The sequence below is a fragment of the Candidatus Binatia bacterium genome, from assembly GCA_029243485.1.
Classification (GTDB): Bacteria; Desulfobacterota; Binatia; order UBA12015; family UBA12015; genus VGTG01.
Genome location: JAQWRY010000086.1, coordinates 22,977 through 39,122 on the forward strand (window position 1 = coordinate 22,977; position 16,146 = coordinate 39,122).

The 16,146-nt window shown below is 64.2% G+C and carries 18 protein-coding genes and 1 pseudogene; 7 read left to right on the forward strand and 12 right to left on the reverse strand.

Features of this window, described 5'->3' with window-relative positions; translation table 11 throughout:
- Positions 1-56: 56 nt before the first annotated feature.
- The 3 genes from P8R42_24875 to P8R42_24885 are packed head-to-tail and all read right to left on the reverse strand — an operon-like array spanning position 57 to position 3,837.
- Positions 57-1,058, reverse strand: a complete 1,002-nt coding sequence (locus P8R42_24875) for a hypothetical protein (protein ID MDG2307825.1) — start codon at positions 1,056-1,058, stop codon at positions 57-59.
- 11 nt (positions 1,059-1,069) lie between these two features.
- Positions 1,070-2,470, reverse strand: coding sequence for an MBOAT family protein (locus tag P8R42_24880; GenBank protein ID MDG2307826.1), 1,401 nt, complete (start codon positions 2,468-2,470; stop codon positions 1,070-1,072).
- A 26-nt stretch (positions 2,471-2,496) separates the two neighbouring features.
- Entirely contained in the window at positions 2,497-3,837 is a 1,341-nt protein-coding gene (locus P8R42_24885) for a patatin-like phospholipase family protein (GenBank protein MDG2307827.1), read from the reverse strand.
- A gap of 70 nt (positions 3,838-3,907) precedes the next feature.
- On the opposite strand from P8R42_24885, the gene P8R42_24890 reads away from it, so the two are divergent.
- The gene (locus P8R42_24890) at positions 3,908-4,687 is read left to right on the forward strand and encodes an SDR family oxidoreductase (GenBank protein ID MDG2307828.1); all 780 of its coding nucleotides are present in this window, start codon (positions 3,908-3,910) and stop codon (positions 4,685-4,687) included.
- Positions 4,688-4,768: 81 nt separating this feature from the next.
- Positions 4,769-4,903 (forward strand): annotated as a pseudogene (locus P8R42_24895) (SDR family oxidoreductase).
- Between the two features lie 8 nt (positions 4,904-4,911).
- Here the strand turns inward: P8R42_24895 and P8R42_24900 are convergent.
- The 5 genes from P8R42_24900 to mscL form a co-directional block, all read right to left on the reverse strand.
- The gene (locus tag P8R42_24900) at positions 4,912-5,136 is read right to left on the reverse strand and encodes a hypothetical protein (protein MDG2307829.1); all 225 of its coding nucleotides are present in this window, start codon (positions 5,134-5,136) and stop codon (positions 4,912-4,914) included.
- A gap of 7 nt (positions 5,137-5,143) precedes the next feature.
- On the reverse strand, positions 5,144-6,328 hold the full coding sequence (locus P8R42_24905) for an acyl-CoA dehydrogenase (GenBank protein ID MDG2307830.1): 1,185 nt from the start codon (positions 6,326-6,328) through the stop codon (positions 5,144-5,146).
- A gap of 11 nt (positions 6,329-6,339) precedes the next feature.
- The gene (locus tag P8R42_24910; protein MDG2307831.1) at positions 6,340-7,437 is read right to left on the reverse strand and encodes an acyl-CoA dehydrogenase family protein; all 1,098 of its coding nucleotides are present in this window, start codon (positions 7,435-7,437) and stop codon (positions 6,340-6,342) included.
- Positions 7,434-8,186, reverse strand: a complete 753-nt coding sequence (locus tag P8R42_24915; protein ID MDG2307832.1) for a winged helix-turn-helix transcriptional regulator — start codon at positions 8,184-8,186, stop codon at positions 7,434-7,436. The genes P8R42_24910 and P8R42_24915 overlap by 4 nt, the downstream gene beginning before the upstream one ends.
- A gap of 80 nt (positions 8,187-8,266) precedes the next feature.
- Complete coding sequence (gene mscL / locus P8R42_24920; protein ID MDG2307833.1) at positions 8,267-8,668, reverse strand: large-conductance mechanosensitive channel protein MscL; 402 nt, start codon at positions 8,666-8,668, stop codon at positions 8,267-8,269.
- A 362-nt stretch (positions 8,669-9,030) separates the two neighbouring features.
- Here mscL and P8R42_24925 point away from each other — a divergent pair, with 362 nt between their 5' ends.
- The 3 genes from P8R42_24925 (at position 9,031) to P8R42_24935 (ending at position 11,498) form a co-directional block, all read left to right on the forward strand.
- Positions 9,031-9,291 (forward strand): hypothetical protein, encoded by a 261-nt coding sequence (locus tag P8R42_24925; GenBank protein ID MDG2307834.1) that lies wholly within the window; start codon positions 9,031-9,033, stop codon positions 9,289-9,291.
- Positions 9,292-9,487: 196 nt separating this feature from the next.
- Positions 9,488-10,441, forward strand: a complete 954-nt coding sequence (locus P8R42_24930) for an OmpA family protein (protein MDG2307835.1) — start codon at positions 9,488-9,490, stop codon at positions 10,439-10,441.
- A 217-nt stretch (positions 10,442-10,658) separates the two neighbouring features.
- Positions 10,659-11,498, forward strand: a complete 840-nt coding sequence (locus P8R42_24935; GenBank protein MDG2307836.1) for an SDR family NAD(P)-dependent oxidoreductase — start codon at positions 10,659-10,661, stop codon at positions 11,496-11,498.
- 40 nt (positions 11,499-11,538) lie between these two features.
- Here P8R42_24935 and P8R42_24940 read toward each other — a convergent pair whose 3' ends face one another.
- Genes P8R42_24940 through P8R42_24950 form a run of 3 tightly spaced genes read right to left on the reverse strand, consistent with a single transcriptional unit; the run spans position 11,539 to position 14,002 of the window.
- Positions 11,539-12,660, reverse strand: a complete 1,122-nt coding sequence (locus tag P8R42_24940) for a THUMP domain-containing protein (GenBank protein MDG2307837.1) — start codon at positions 12,658-12,660, stop codon at positions 11,539-11,541.
- A gap of 12 nt (positions 12,661-12,672) precedes the next feature.
- Positions 12,673-13,053 carry a DUF4345 family protein gene (locus P8R42_24945; protein MDG2307838.1) on the reverse strand — a complete coding sequence of 127 codons (381 nt, stop codon included), beginning with the start codon at positions 13,051-13,053 and terminating at the stop codon, positions 12,673-12,675.
- A gap of 13 nt (positions 13,054-13,066) precedes the next feature.
- Positions 13,067-14,002, reverse strand: coding sequence for an Hsp33 family molecular chaperone HslO (locus P8R42_24950; GenBank protein ID MDG2307839.1), 936 nt, complete (start codon positions 14,000-14,002; stop codon positions 13,067-13,069).
- 109 nt (positions 14,003-14,111) lie between these two features.
- Between P8R42_24950 and P8R42_24955 the strand changes: the two genes are divergently transcribed.
- Positions 14,112-14,405, forward strand: coding sequence for a hypothetical protein (locus P8R42_24955; GenBank protein ID MDG2307840.1), 294 nt, complete (start codon positions 14,112-14,114; stop codon positions 14,403-14,405).
- Positions 14,395-14,730 carry a metalloregulator ArsR/SmtB family transcription factor gene (locus P8R42_24960; protein MDG2307841.1) on the forward strand — a complete coding sequence of 112 codons (336 nt, stop codon included), beginning with the start codon at positions 14,395-14,397 and terminating at the stop codon, positions 14,728-14,730. The genes P8R42_24955 and P8R42_24960 overlap by 11 nt, the downstream gene beginning before the upstream one ends.
- Here P8R42_24960 and P8R42_24965 read toward each other — a convergent pair.
- On the reverse strand, positions 14,727-16,133 hold the full coding sequence (locus tag P8R42_24965) for a phospholipase D family protein (GenBank protein ID MDG2307842.1): 1,407 nt from the start codon (positions 16,131-16,133) through the stop codon (positions 14,727-14,729). The genes P8R42_24960 and P8R42_24965 overlap by 4 nt on opposite strands.
- Positions 16,134-16,146 lie beyond the last annotated feature (13 nt).

Genomic DNA, 16,146 nt, shown 5'->3' on the forward strand with positions numbered 1-16,146 from the left:
GGCATGGCACCACGTAACGCCATGTCGCGAGACGGCAAGCGGCGACTCGGCGACCGTCAGCGCGTCTCCAAGACCTCACGCATCTTCGGCGCGAGAGCCGCTGCGAGCAACGCCGAACCCTCGTGTGTGTAGTGGCCGGACTCGTCGCGATAGTGCTCCTTCTTGAGAACGCGGTGCCCGTCGAAGAAGTGGCCTCCGTTCTCCTCGACCACCTGACGGAGCACGTCGATCGTCTGCGGCTCGTACCAACCTTGCGCTTCGAGCTTCTCGTAGGGAATCGGGCTCACGACGACCAGAACTTCTGCGCCGCTGCGGCGCGCCATCCCGACGGTCGCGCCCATCATCTCGACGACGGGATGATCCGCTGCGAGATCGAGGCCGTAGGACCGGAGATACTCCAGCGCGGGCCGACGGCCACCCTTTGCCAGCGTCTCGAAGTACGTCGGGCTACGCGCGACGAGCCCCGTCGGGTCCTTGTCCTGGATCAGACGCTGGGTTCCCTCGTAGGCCAGGAAAGCCGACTCCGCGCCCGGCAGGCGCAGGAGTTGGTAGCCCAGCAAGTCGAGAGGGCCGACGTCGCGCTCGCGGAACGGGAGCATCACCGCCCGCGGCAGCTCCCCCGGCGGAATGAAGCTGCAGAGGTCCATGAACTCAGGCGCGCCGTCTACGAACATCCGTAGATGCGCGACCAGCACGACGAAGTCCGGCTTCTCTTCGAGGATTCGGCCGAGCATGCAGTAGTAGTGGAAGAAATCGAGACCGACCATGGCCACGGTCCCGTGCGGAGGGATGATGCCGCCCTCCGCACGAATCTCGTCGGCGAGCAGGTCCGCGTACGAGGGGATCTTGATCGAATCGAGAAGGGTCGAATCCCCGAGCCACATCACCTTCGGGTCCTTCGGCGCAAGCCTTGCCATCGTCTTCTCGAATTCGACGCGATTCGGCCGAATGAAGACACCGGTTTCCATCACCTCGTCGCCGGCACGCCAGAACAGGACGCCGACGAACACCACGAGGCAAGCAACGAACACGACGGCGATGAGAACGAGACGATTCACGGGTTCACGTTTCAGAACTGGAAATAGATGAACTGACTGGTCGTGGGAGAAAAGAGATACACGAGGATCGCCACGACCGCGTACGCGGCCCCTTGCGCAACGGGGCTCCTTCGAGCCAGGCCCTGCTGCCACTGCTGCGGCAGCCCGATGCCATGGATGAGAGCCGCGACCACCAGAACCACCAGGGTGCGCAGCATGTCGGGAGTGAACTCGAACGACATCCGGCCGAGCCCACTGAGGATCTCGCCCGCACTCGCGAGATCCGGCGAACGGAAGAAGACCCAGCCGAGCACGACGAGATGGAACGTGATGCCGATCCGCACCCAGGCCGGGAGCGCAGCCAGCGCGGGGAAGCGGGGAGTCGCCCACCGCTGCACGACGAGGAGGACCCCGTGGAAACCGCCCCAGAAGACGAACGACCACCCCGCTCCGTGCCAAAGGCCGCCGAGAAGCATCGTGAGGAAGAGGTTGAACCGCGTTCGCCCCTCGGACGCGCGGTTGCCGCCGAGCGAAATGTAGAGATAGTCGCGCAGCCACGTGGAAAGGGTGATGTGCCAGCGCCGCCAGAACTCCCGGGGGCTGGTCGACAGATACGGACGCAGGAAGTTCTCCGGGAGCCGGAATCCGAACAGCCGCGCGAGGCCGATCGCCATGTCCGAGTACCCGGAGAAATCGAAGTAAATCTGGAAGGCAAAGGCGTACGCCGCGAGTAGGAGAGCGGGGCCGCCGAAGTCGCCTGGTGCGTCCCAAACCCGGTCGACATAGAGCGCGAGCGTATCGGCGAACACGACCTTCTTGATGAGGCCACCCGCGATGCGTGCAAGGCTCTCTTCGATGTCCGCCCCGTCGACGGTTCGATCGCCATCGAGCTGCGGCAGGAATTCGCGTGCTCGAACGATCGGTCCGGCAACGAGCTGCGGGAAGAACGAGACGTACAACGCCAGATCCCAGAAGCTCCGAACCGGCTGCAACCGCCCGCGATAGACATCCATGGAGTAGCTGAGGCTCTGGAACGTATAGAACGAGATCCCCACCGGAAGGATCACATCGATCACCGGCCCACCCTCTGCCGCCGGCCCCAGTCCTGCGAGCGTCAAGTACGTGTCCGCGAAGAAGTTCCCGTATTTGAAGAACGCGAGTACGCCAAGATTGCCGAAAAGGCTGACCGCAAGCAGCGCTCGCCGTGCCGCCTGCCCGGTCGTGCGAACCAGCCGAAGGGCGACGACATAGTCCAGACAGGTCGAGTACAGGAGAAGAAGAACGAACGGTGCGTTCCAGGAGCCGTAGAACAGGTAGCTCGCTCCGAGCAGGAAGAGACGTCGCGCCCTCTCCTGCTTGGCCGGGATCACCCAGTAGTGAACGGTCAGAACAAGGAGGAGAAAGGCAACGAACTGGAGGCTGTTGAAGAGCATGGCGGAGCGGCCCGGATCGCCGAATCCTACCGCTTGTCTGCGATCGAGGACAGCAGACGCTGGAACTCGGGCGAGGAACGCAGGACCTCCCGACTCGTCTCGAGCAACGTGTCTACTTCCTCGCCACTCAGGTCGAAGTTGGTTCCGATCTCGTTGAGCATGGCTCGCCTCTGGTCATCGGCCACGCGGTCGAAGCTGACCTCGACGAAGACGAACTCCACTGGCCGGCCCGGCTTCGAGCGCTCCCGGGTCCATTCCCCGAGCCGCGCCTGAACGAGCTCGATCGTCTCGAAATTGTAGTGATCGATCTGCGCCGACGCGACGCTCCCGACGAGTTCCGCCATGGTCGGCGAAGCGGCGGTCAGCGCGAACGTCGGCTCTGGGTGCGTCTCCGCGTCCACCAGGAGGACGACGATCCAGCCCGGGTTCGGGTGCCCCATCTCGGCGAGGCCCGCCTCGGCACTCCCTGCAAGGGTCATCAACTCCAGGGCGCCCCGGAGGCCCAGGTTGTCCGAGATCCCTCCGTCGACCAGGTGGACGTACCGGCGCAGCTTCGAGTCGAGGTACGAAGCACGCACTTTCGCCTCTGCGCGACGCCGCGCGTTCGTATTGTCTTGCAGTGCCGCCGTCATCCACGTCGGCTCTTTGTAACCGCAGGCCGGCTCGTAGTTCTTGAGGGTGATGGGCGACAGAAGAATCGGAACGGCCGAGGAAGCGGCGACCGCTTCTGCAACCGAGTACGCCGGGAGATCGGAACAAAGCGCGTCGAAGAATTCACGCGTGAACCCGAATCGACTGCCCGTCGCGAGATCCGTCACGTTGATCAAGATGAACGGCGTGCCGGGACGCTCAAGATCGGCGAAGGTGGCCTCGTGGAAAAGCTCCTCGTCGTAATACCGCGCCGCGAGGTCACTTTGACCGTAGGCACCCGAACCGAGCCGAAACCAGTTCGGCGGCCAGAAGAGGCTCGCGATGAGGGAGCCTTCGACGTTCTTGCGAAGGAACTTCTCCTCGTACCCGTCAAAGATTTCGTCGCCGTACAGGCCATAGTACGCCGAGGTGAAACTGCCGCCAGAGACCGACGAAATCACGTCGACCTCGTCCAGGAAACGTCGCTCCCGGCCGTCCACTTCGACCTTCGTCTCCGCCAATTCTTGGAGAACGCCGCACGCGAACGCCGAGGCGCGCGTCCCGCCGCCCGAAAAAGCGAGCATGACGAGGAGCTCCTCCGAGCCGCCCGACATCTCCTTCGTCAACGCGGCCTCGTCAGCTGGGCTCCATTTGGGAAGCCCCTTGTTCAGCACGGCCCACGCGCAGCCCTGGAGCAGAACAAGGGCTAGTAGGAGAACGCAGGAGAGCCGCTGCATCGTGACGGAGCGTAGCCAGCAGAGAGCGAGTGGGGAAGAGCCTCGGCCGGCTCTATGGTAGGAGTCGGCCGTGCTTCTGGAGAACAAAGTCGTCCTCGTATCGGGCATCGGGCCCGGTCTCGGTCGGGCCACGGCACTCGCCGCCGCTCGTCACGGGGCCGATGTCGTACTGGCCGCCCGGACCGAGTCCCGCCTGACCCAGGTCGCCACCGAAGTGGAAGCGGTCGGACGCCGCGCCCTTCCCGTGGTCACGGACATCAGCTTGCAGGAAGACTGCACGGCTCTCGTCGCGCGCACAATGGAGGAGTTCGGCCGCATCGATGTCCTCGTGAACAACGCGTTCAAGATGCCACCGTTCGAGCCGCTGACCGAACAGGCCGTCGCGACCATCCAGGACACGTTCGAAGTGAACGTCTTCGCTCCGATGCGACTCTCACAGGCCGTGGTGCCCCACATGAGCGCCGCAGGAGGCGGGTCAATTGTCATGATCAACTCCGTCATCCTTCGACAGCAGAAGCCGGCCTACGGCGCATACAAGATGGCGAAGCACTCCCTCCTCGGTCTCGCGCGCAGCCTCGCGGTCGAGGTCGGGCCGATGAACATCCGCGTGAACTCGGTCGCACCCGGCTTCATCGGAGCGGCGGTCGTCGACCTCGTCGCGCAGATCGAGGCGACCGAGCGAGGCGTCTCACCCGAGAAGGCGAAAGAGCAGATCCTCGAGTCGCTTATGCTCCGGCGCGCACCCGAACCGGGAGAGATCGCGGAAGCCGTTGTGTTCTTCGCGTCTGACATGTCCCGATCGATCACGGGACAGTGCTTGGATGTGAACTCCGGCCAGTTCACGCACTGAGGACCTCACGTCCGCCCCGGTCATTCTCATCGCCGGCGGGAGTCCCGGCATCGGCGCAGCGACCGCGCGACTCGCGGCCGAGACCGGCTGAAGTCGGGCATCCCGATGCAACGAGGCGGCAAGCCCGAGGAAGTCGCGCGAGCCATTCTGTGGCTCGTCGGGTCCGAGTCGAGCTACACGACCGGAAGCTTCGTCGACGTGTCCGGCGGCCGCTAACGTCCAACCTACTCGGACCGAATCGACAACTCCTTCGGGCCGATGACCTGGACAACGATCTTGGTGCCGACCGTAGCCGTGCGATACGACGAAGGTCTCGAGCACGCCTCCACGCGGCGCTCGCCCGGCGTCCGCCAGATGCCAGCGCCGATCGAGAAAAGGGCGGCCGTCGCTTCCTCCGCGGAGGTGAGCGACGGCCGGCCGGCCGAAAACTCTACGAGAACCCCGCTCACGAGATCCCTATTTCAGATCCTCACGCGTGTAATCGAACAGACCGCGAGCGATGATGAGCCGCTGGATCTGGCCCGTTCCCTCGTAAATATCGATGATGCGCGAATCCCGCATCCACTTCTCGACGAGGTTGTCGCGAGACACACCGAGCGGCCCGAGGATGTCGATGCAGCCCTGGGTGATCGCCCGGACGGCCGTGCCCGCGTGCGCCTTGCAGACGGACGACTCCATGTTGTTCGGCTGGCCTTGATCGGCGAGCCACGCGGCCCGAAGGACTGTGAGCTTGCTCGCCTCGTGCAGGGTCTCGAGCTTCATGAACTTCTCGGCCACGGCCGAGCGGCTACCGATGCCCGTGCCGTAGTCGAATTCGACGCCGGCCTTCTCGAGCTCGTCGCGGGTGAAATCGAGGGCCGCTTCGGAGATACCGATTCCGAAGGCCGCCACCGCCGGCCGGGTCATGTTGAAGGTCTTCATGACGCCGCGGAAGCCGCCCGAGCCCTTCTTGCTCACCTCTTCGTTTCCACCGAGGAGCTGATCACGGGGGATCCGGCAATCGCTGAAAACGTACGTCGCCGTGTCCTCGCCGCGGATTCCGAGCTTCCGCTCCTTGTGCGCCACCTCGAAACCGGGAGCGCCCTTCATCACGATGAACGACTTGATACCGGCGCGACCGGCCGACTTGTCGAGCGTGGCCCACATGACGACACCGCTCGCGCGCACGCCACCGGTGACGAAGATCTTCTCACCGTTCAGGACCCACTCATTGGTCTTCTCGTCGAGCACCGCGGACGCGGTCACACGCGACGGATCCGAGCCGCAACCCGGCTCCGTGATCGCCATCGAGAGGAAATTGTTCATCCATTGCCGCTTCTGCTCGTCGGTTCCCGCGGCCATGAGCGCCGCGTTGCCGAGACCACCCATCTTCGGCTGCCGCAACTTCACCGCGTAATCGCCCCAGCAGCGGTAGATCGTGTAGAGCATCGCCATCACGGAAGGACCGCTGTCCTCTTCGCTCTGGGTCGACGCCAGATTCGGCGTGGGCTTGAAGTCCTTCGCCTCGGGAAGTTCGTCGGGCGGGATTTCGCTGTCTTCGTTTTCGTCGTAGTACCGCGCGTACTTGCGGCAGATGAGGCCCTCTTCCTTGATGACGTCGATCTTAGCCCGGTCGTACTCGCTCAGTTCGAAATTGATCATGGCAATCTCCCTTAGATGGACACGGTGCCTTCGAGCACGCCCAGGGTCCGCGCATTGCGGAACCACAATTCGACCGGATGCTCACGAATGAACCCGTGGCCGCCGAGCACCTGGATACCGTTGTCGGCAACCCAGAGTCCCTTCTCACCGGCATAGCTCCAGGCCTGAAAGCTAGCCTTGGTCGCGTCGAGCCCTTTTTCGAGCTTCGACGCCCCCTGCCACACGAGCCATCGCATCGCCTCGACCTCCGTGTGGGACTCGGAGAGCATGAAGGCGATCGCCTGCTTCTTTGCGATCTCCTCGCCGAAAGCGACGCGCTCCTTCGCATAGGGAACGCAGTAGTCGACCATCGCCTTACCGATGCCGACGAGGCACGCCGCGATGCCGACCCGGCTCGCGTCGAGCAGAGCACGCACGTTACATCCGCTCGGCCCGCCGAGACGATCGCCTTCGGCTACTTCCACCCCATCGAGTTCGAGGACGTGAACCGGGACGGCGCGCAGGCCGAGGTTTTTCTCGGCCTCCTCGCTGATCGTGAGGCCGGCGGCATCCCTCGCAACGAGGAAGGCGCCGAGGCCACCATCGGCTGCAGCGACGACCAGGAAGTGCGAGGCACGATCCCCGAACGGCACGAAGCGCTTGGTTCCGCTCAGCACGTACCCGCCGCTCTTGGCGGTCGCGCTCGTCTTGGGCTCGGCCGCGTTCATCATGGCGCCCGGCTCGACGACGGCGAGGGATCCCAGCGCGAAGCTGGTACCGCAGAGTCCGGGCAGCAAACGCTGCTTCTGCTCTTCGGTGCCGTGATCGAGAAGCGCGTTCACGAAGAGTGACGGGGCGAGCGCGGCGACCGCGAGGCCCGCATCTCCCCACGCCAGTTCTTCGAGCGCGATGGCATTCGTGGTGTGCGCCCGATCGGCGCCCATACCCCCGAACGTTTCGGGAACCTGCGTCGTCGTGAGGCCCAACTCCCAGACCTGCTGAAGGAAGTCGTCGGAGACCGTCGACTCCTCATCACATATGCGCGCAAGGGGTCGTACGACTCCTTCGGCGAACTCGTGAATCGCGCCGCGAATGGCGTCTTGCTCTTCGGTAAGACCGAACGAGATCATGATGGTTTCCTCCTGTCGGGTCCGACTTGCTGTTCGCGGCCCGGGCCACCACTGCCGAGTGTCGACACGCGGTGAAAGTAATGGTCGAGAGCCTGCGAGCCCCCGTCCTTCGTCATGAGACCTCGCCTCACGACGTCTCGTGCATCGAGAAGACCGAGTGCGACGCCACACCAGGCGCTCGTGTCGGCGGTGTATCGAACGTCGGCGTGCTCAGCGAAACCGCGAGCGACTTCACAACGTCCGTCGTGAATGGAAATGCACCAAACCCCGCCGCCCTCGCCTTCGAGTCGAATCTCGAACACGACGTTCTCGCCGTGAGCGCGCTCTTCGCGCAGCAAGAAAGGAAGGGCCTCGAGGATCGACTGCGGGGACGTCTCGTTGAAATCAGCGACGTTGATCGAGAGTTCCTGGATCCCGTGGTGAATCCACCACTGGGCGAGCGACGATATGATCGGCTCGAGAGAACGACCTCGGTCTGTCGCGGCGTACGCCGAGCGGGTTCCGTTCTCGACTTGCTCGACGAACCCGTCCGCCGCCAGTTGGCGAAGGCGACTCGAGAGAACGCGCGGTGCGATTCCCGTGCGCTGCCGCAGCTCCGTGAAGCCCTTGAGGCCGACGATCAGTTGGCGAACCAGGACGAGGGTCCAGCGATCGCCAATGACGTCGAGAGCGCGCGCGACCGGATCGAAGATCTGACCCGGCCGCGGCACCCCGGCGGTCTTGGCTGCCTGAGAAGGTCTCGGTGCCATGCCTGAATATCTACATGAATCCGCACCTAGTATTCAATAGATACCACCTATGGACTTTTACATATAGTGAGAGGTCGGAATCAGCGGCTCTTGAGCGCGTCCCGGATCTCGCCCAGCAGCACTTCTTCCTTGCTGGGCTCCGGTGGGGCCGAAGGCTCCTCCTCTTCCTTGCGCTTCATCGAGTTCAGCCCCTTCACGACCATGAAGATGCAGAACGCGATGATCACGAAGTTGATGATGTTGTTGATGAAGAGGCCGTAGTTGATCGCGACGGCCTCGACTCCCTCCGTCGCGGGCACCAACACCACGGCCAGCTCCGAAAAGTCGACCTTCCCGAGCAGCATCCCGATCGGCGGCATGATCACGTCGTTCACCAGCGACGTGGTGATCTTTCCGAAGGCCGCACCGACCACGACGCCGACCGCCATGTCGACGACGTTTCCGCGCATCGCGAACTCTTTGAACTCCTGCCCCATGCTCATTCTCGTTCTCCTTGTTCAGACAACTATTGGCTTTTCATGCGGATAGTCCCGTGCCGCGCACACCCGACGCGAGAGTGGATTTCCCCGTAGCGCTCCCCGGAAAATCCCTATCCTCCGCGTCTCTCCATTTCCGAGGATACCCACGCCCGCCGCTCTGCGGTTAGGCCGATGCAACGCTTCACGAATGACGGACCATAACGGAGGGGTACGCATGAAAACCAACGGGAGAACGGCTCTGGCGGCACGGGTTGCAGCATGCGTTCTGGCCTCGTGGATGGTACCGACCCTCGCCGACCGGCGAAGCCGATCTCGCCACGGCACAGCGCCCCCTCGGCACGCGAGTTCGGAACACGGGTACCATCGTGTTTCTGGATGCGGTTCCCCCGAGCCGCATCGGTACAAACTTCGTCGAACACGTGATCCCGCTTCCGAGTGAGGTCCCGGTCGTCGATCCGTCGACGCTCGACTGCGTCCCCGACGGTGATCGTGATCGACGATACGGTGCGCTTCTCGCATCCGGACGATCCGCTGTAGACGGGGCCATGTCCGACCGCGGCGTCGTCAAGCTCCCGACGCTCGACGCGCGTCGATCGCGACCGCGTCGTGGTCCGCGGCTCCTTTGACAAGCCCGGCGTGTCCCGCGGGGAATACGCTGCGAGTGGGCCGGGAGAGTAGAGAGCCGGACCGTCGGCTCGCTCACGTACCCGTGCCGACCTGTCCTTGACACTCCAGCCGGTTCCGCCAAGCTATTCGAGTACGTTCGCGCAGAATCCGAACGCACACGCGGGCAACCGCGCAAGACCGAGGAGGGGTGGGGCCATGAGGAGAGGGGTAGGAATCCTGGTTGTGTGTTCGTTGGCGCTGGGCGTCGCGACCGATGCAAGCGCCGATGGCTTCGAGTTCGGCGTCGAAACTGGTGCGACGTTCCCGCTTTCGAAAACCAAGCGTAGCATGGGTGACGTCGGCGGCTCGATCGGCCTGCCCGGAGGCTACCGATTCAACATGGGCCAGAACTTCGCGCTGTCGATCATCGGACAGCCGAACTTCTTCGCCTTCCCGACGGAGACGGGGTTCCCCGGCAGCAACATGTCGAGCAACTTCTCCTACACGGTCGGCCCCAAGTTCACCCTCCTCACGAAGTGGGTCACGGCCCACGCCGGGGCTCAGGGCGGCTACTACCAAGATCTGACCGGACCGATGGACGACGGTGGCGCCGGCTTCAACGGCAATGCCGGGGTCAGCTACCGGTTAGACCAGTATCAGAGCCTCGGGGTGTTCGGTCGCTACGACTACTCGACCCAGGACGCCGCGCCGAGTTCCACCGACTCACGGCAGATGGTCACCGGCGGCCTGCAATACCTTTACTCCTGGGCCCAACCCGAACCGCCGCCGCCCGCGCCGGAGCCGCCGCCACCGGCCGCGCCCGCGAAGCGCAAGATCATCCTTCGCGGTGTGAATTTCGACTTCGACAAGTCGAACATCCGAGCCGACGCACAGCCGATTCTGAACGCGGCCATCGACGTGCTGAAGGCTGAGCCCGGCATCAACGTCTCGGTCCAGGGCTACACTGACAGCATCGGGAGCGATGCCTACAACCTGAAGCTGTCCCAGCGACGCGCTGAGTCCGTGACCCGCTACATGGTCACCGGCGGCGTTTCGGCGACTCGACTCACGGCCGTCGGTTTCGGCGAATCGGACCCCGTTGCGACCAACGAGACCGAGGACGGACGCGCGCAGAATCGCCGTGTCGAACTCCGCGTTCTCGGTGAGTAGACCAGATGCCACGGCCCGCCGGGCGGCACGCCGCACTCCGTGACAAGATACCCGCCTTCGCCGAGGATCGCGCCGACCCGAAAGCGACTCCCACTCCCGGCCGAAATCGTTAGAAGCCCTCGTACCCACCTGAGATCAGGACGAACCACTGAAGGCCCCCCCGCGGGCCGGACCGGACTTCCGAGGTTAAGCTGGCCGGACGGAGGAAGGACGACCCATGCGGAATTTCAAAGGTAAGGTCGCGGTGGTCACCGGCGCGGGTTCGGGAATCGGACGCGCGCTGGCTCTCGCGCTGGCCCGCAACGGCGCCGAGCTCGCGCTTTCCGACATCGACGAAGCGAGTCTGGAAGAAACCCGAGCGCAGGCCGCTCCCACCTCGCCGCGGGTGACCACCCGACGGATCGACGTCTCCGACCGGGGCGCCATCGAGGCCTGGGCGACGGACGTCGCCGCGGAGCACGGCCGGGTGAACCTCGTGTTCAACAATGCAGGCGTCGCCCTCTCCTCCGCGATCGTCGACATGTCCCACGAAGATCTCGAGTGGCTCATGGGCATCAACTTTTGGGGCGTCGTGTACGGAACCAAGTCGTTTCTTCCGCACCTCCTCGAATCGGGCGACGGCCACGTGATCAACATCTCGAGCGTCTTCGGAATGATCGCGGTCCCCGGCCAGAGCGCGTACAACGCCGCCAAGTTCGCCGTTCGCGGGTACACCGAGTGCCTGCGGGAAGAACTCGACATCATGGAAGCTGGCGTCTCGGCGACCTGCGTTCACCCGGGCGGGATCAAGACGAACATCGCACGGAGCGCCCGCATGTCCGGCACGACTCTCGGCGACTTCCCTCCCGATGCCTCCATCCAACGGTTTGACGAGCTCGCCCGCACCACCCCGGCGAATGCCGCAGAGACGATCCTGAAAGGCGTGCAGAAAGACGCTCGGCGTGTCCTCATCGGCTTCGATGCCCGCATCATCGACACGGTACAGCGCCTCCTCCCGACGACGTACCAACGCATCCTCGTGAACCGATCCAAGGCGGAGCGAGCGAAGCTTCTCTAGGAAGCCCTTGAACGGCTCCGGGCCGAGCCATTTGCGTCGATCAAGTCTCCCAGGTGAACAGCCTGCACTCGAGATCACCGTTGTAGAGCGTGTGCTCGCGGGTCGCCTTGGCCCCGACATGTTCGGGAAGGCTCCGGTCCGGGGTGATGGCGACGACCGTACTCCCCTGCAGGCGCGCGAGGGCATCCCGGAAATCGTCCAGCCACTCCTGGTCGCGTTCGAGCCGTACGCCGTAAGGCGGATTGGTCAAGACGAGGGTGCCCTTCGGGGGCACTGTCATGCCTGCAAGGTCTTCCCGATCGAACCGAACATCGACACCGGCGCGCTTCGCATTCCCGCGCGCGGACTTGAGAGCCCGCGGATCGCGATCACTGCCACGGATCTCCGTCTCGATGGGTTCAGCAAAGTCTACGGCCCGCTGCCGTTCGAGCGCCCAATCGCTCTGTGCCGCATCGTCGAAACAGCGCCAACGCTCGAACCCGAAAGGCCGAAGGCCCCCGGCCGGTCGCCCCTCTGCCCACACGGCCGCCTCGATCGGTAAAGTTCCCGAGCCGCACATCGGATCGAAGAGCGGCGTGCCCGGGCGGAAACCCCCGAGACGCAGCATCGCCGCAGCAAGATGCTCGCGCAGCGGCGCTTCACCGCTCTGCGTCCGATAGCCGCGCTTGGAAAGAGGGGTTCCGGCGAGGTCGACGAAGATCTGCGCGCGATTCCGTTCGACGTGCGCGACGATTCGCACATCGGGATCACCAGGGGCAACGTCGGGCCGCTCACCGTCGCGCTCACGAAGCTGATCGACGACGGCATCCTTGATCTTCTGCGCGACGAAGCCCGTATGCGTGAGCGTGCTGTTCTTCACGGTCGCGTAGACGGCGAGAGTACGATCCTGATCGAGCCAACGAGACCAGTCGATTCCCCGCGTGCCTTCGTACAACGCTTCGGGATCACGCGCCTGAAACTCGGCTTGTCGCCAGAGGATCCGGAGTCCGATGCGACTGCGCAGGCAGGCACGCATCGCGTGCGCGAACCCGCCTCCGAAGTGAACCCCGCCCCGATCAGCGCGGACCTTCGGCAGGCGCAGTTCGCGAAGCTCGTCACGCAACGCACCTTCCGTCCCGCGGGCCGCCGTCGCAAAAAAGGAGCGCTCTTCGTCGGTGCTCACGATACGCCCGCTCTACTCGGCTTCTTGCAAGAGCAAGCGACCCGACCAGATCGCGGTTGCGAACTCGAAGACAAGGGCGAGGCTCGTGTACGCGCCCATCCCCCCGTCGAGCCCCAGCCCAATCACTCGGGCCGTACCGATTCCGCTGGTTAGCAGGAACAGCATCCAGACGGCGCTCCGCTCCAGATCCTCGGAGACCGCTCCCCAGATGCACCCGGCGCCAATTGCGAACTGGAGCCCGCCGTACATGGCTCGCAGTTCCGTAACCCCGGTCGCGCTCGTCGCAGTGACAGTGGCACCGTCGGCCAGAACCCCCGGGACCAGCAGGCAATAGATCCCGTAGGGAACCCAAAGCAGTGCTTCGAGCAGTAAGAAGATCTGGATTCCGCTCATCACATGCTCCCTCTCATCCCACCGGACGCTGAAGCTCTTCGGGCGAGATCTCGAACTTCGTAAGGCAGAACTCACACGTGGTCTCGATCGGCGTGCCCTCCTCAACCATCTCTCTCACCTCATTCTCCGGCAGTCCCTTCAGAACGGCGACGAGGCGCTCGCGCGAACAGCGGCACACGAACGAAACGTCTTCACGCGCGGACTGGTCCCACTTGTACCCCTCGAAAAGACGATCACCGAAGGCGCGCGCGTCGGGATCCGCATCCGTCATCAGATCCGCCAGCGGCGGCACCTCCTCGAGGTTCTCAAGCAGCCGCTCGATGTCCTCGCGGCCGCCTTCCGGCGTGATCTGAACGAGAAAGCCACAGGCCTGAATGAGGTCGTCACCGGCGTACCGAACATCGAGCTGAAGAACAGCGCGAATCTGGTCACTGTCGAGCAAGTGCGCCATGAACGCGTCCGACAACGACTCGGTATCGAGAACCCGCGCGGATCGATGCGGGGTCCCACCGGCCCGGCTACGGAGCAAATCGAACTCGCCGCCCAGGAACAGCGGGGCTTCGGCGCTTTCGCGGACTTCCGGGTGCTGCATCGACGCGCGAAACCCGGCACCCGAAGCCCACACGTCGAGGTACAGGCTACCCGCGGCACCCGGGTTGCGAATCGTGAGCTGTACCTGTGCATCGGGATCCATCGCGGAACGCACGAGCAGCCCACCCGCGGTCAACTCCGCGACGAGCCGCCCGGTGTCACCGTTTGTCGCGAGCGTTTGGGAGACCTCGCGCACCGAGGCGGTCGCGCGCACGACGAGAAGACGGAGCTCTCCGCCACGCGTCATCCCACGCCACAACGTATCCTCAGCGAGCGGCGGCGCGAATGGAAGATGGACCGAGTCCGCTTCCTTCCGCGCCAGCTTGCGAGCGAAATAGCGTGCTTTCGCCTGGCTCATGGCCGCCCTTTAGCCAGCAATCCCGAGGGGGTCCAGCCGGCATTGGATCCGGCGCTTCTTATATGTAACTATCCTGTTACTCATTGAACCTTCGACCAGGAGACGAGTGATGGGCATCCAACTCAGCCACCTGAAAGTTTCCCGGAATCTTCTTATCCGCGCGACGCCGGAGAAGGTCTCCGAAGAGTTCGAGCGCTTCGCCGCCTGGTTCAGGCGAGCCCACACCTTCGAGAAGTTCGAACCCCGGATCGGAGCGAGGGTGAAGCTCAGCATCGAGATGGACGGAGGGCCAATCGTGGTGCTCGAGCCCGCGCGCGCGATCACGTGGGAGAACAACTGGGAGGAGGCCAACCTCCAGGGCTACGAGGAGGGCTGGGACGTGAAGCACCTGAGTGCGCTTTGAGAGATCATTGAAGCGTAGAGACACCTTCACCGCCCTCGCGGACCCCACGCGACGAAGGATCCTCGAACTCCTACGCGACCGCGGACCGCTCCCGGCCGGGCAGATTGCGTCGCGCTTCCGCGGCGCGGCGCGCCCCGGGATCTCCCGTCATCTTCGCGTCCTGCGGGAGTCCGGTCTCGTCCGGGTCGAAAGTCTCGGCCGCTCGCGACGTTACGAGTTGAACGCGAAGCCACTCGTCGACCTCCACCGAGGATGGCTCGAGAGCTTCGCCAAGTCCCATACCAACAGCCTGGCCGAGCTCAGGCGACACGTGGAAAAACCTTAGGACTGCGCGTACTTCGCAGGGTCGAGCGAGAACGCCATCCCCCGCATCGGCTCGCCACGGCTTCGACGCTCCGCATTGGCGCGGCACGTCGCGCGATAGCACTCGTACGCGGCCCGGTCCTCCAAACGCGCGGTATTGACGTCCAAGTGCTCCTCCAGCAGGGCGCATCGCAAAGCCCGCACCGTCGGGGCGTGCCAGACCGATGCGTTCAACTCGGTGTCGCCGTAGAACGAGCGATTGGCGATGTTCGTCGACCCAATTGTGCACCAAACGTCGTCGATCAGACAGATCTTCGCGTGCACGTAGACGTGCTGGTACACCCCGGACCCTGCCGGGGAGGCGATCCCGGCGAGCGTAAAACGCTCGTACGTTCCGAGGCGGGCCAGGGCTTCCCAAAATCGGCTGTGTCCATCATCTTTGCGCCCCTCCACCATGTCGGTGTTCGCATCCGCGGGGACCAGGAAGACGACTTCGACGTCGCGATCGAGTGCCGTGAGAAGATGCTCGACCACCTCCGGAGATCCAATCGCCTGATCCTCGAGGTAGATCGTGCGATGCGCGGCGTCGATCGCGCGGAGGTACTGGTCGGCGATACTGTAGTCCCCGTCTTCGATGCAGAAGGACTCTCCGCCCGGCGTCGCGACGGCATTGCGGTACGTGCCTCGACGCACCGTCCTTTGGATCTGCACGACCGCGTCGCCGGTCGGCGCAGAGGCCACTTCGGGGAACTCGAGATCATCGCCGGCCGACTCCGAGAACCAGGTGCCATCGGCGGCATTCCGCTCGCTCGCTTCGTTCCAGCGCTGAACGAAGTTGTGGTGAACGTCGGTCGCGGACGGACCGCGGATCTCGGAGTACACGTCGTGCACATTTGCGTAGTGGGCGTCTACCTCGGGCCCCGTCCGGACGGGGTGTCCGCAGGGCACGACGGAGCCGTGATCGAGATTGATGCCGCCGACGAACGCGACCTCGCTCGGCTCGCCGGCATCGACCAGCCAACTCTTCTGGTGGTGACAGTAGAGCTTTGTAGCCCTGTCCCACCGCGCGAAGAAGGTCGAACCACCTGCGCGCAGCCCGTCGCGCTGCTCATCCGTCCCCATGAAGTGAGTGGACGGTCGGACCTCCTCCAGTTCAGGGCAGCGCCAGAAGATCACCCGGACGTCGAGGCCGCGGGCCCGCGCGCGATCCAGCACATCGAAGAACGTCCCGCGGTCGTCCGGCATCTGCACGCCCGGCTCGAGGAACGCGACTGTGACCCACACACTTTTGCGCGCCTGCTCCGTCGCCTCGCAAATTCGGCGAAACGCAGGCTCGCCGTCGATTAGCGGGTCGAGCGTGTTGCCCGCTCGAATCGGATACGCGCCCGAACTCACGAAGGGGATGTGCTCTCCGTCACGTTCCATGTCGATCAACCTC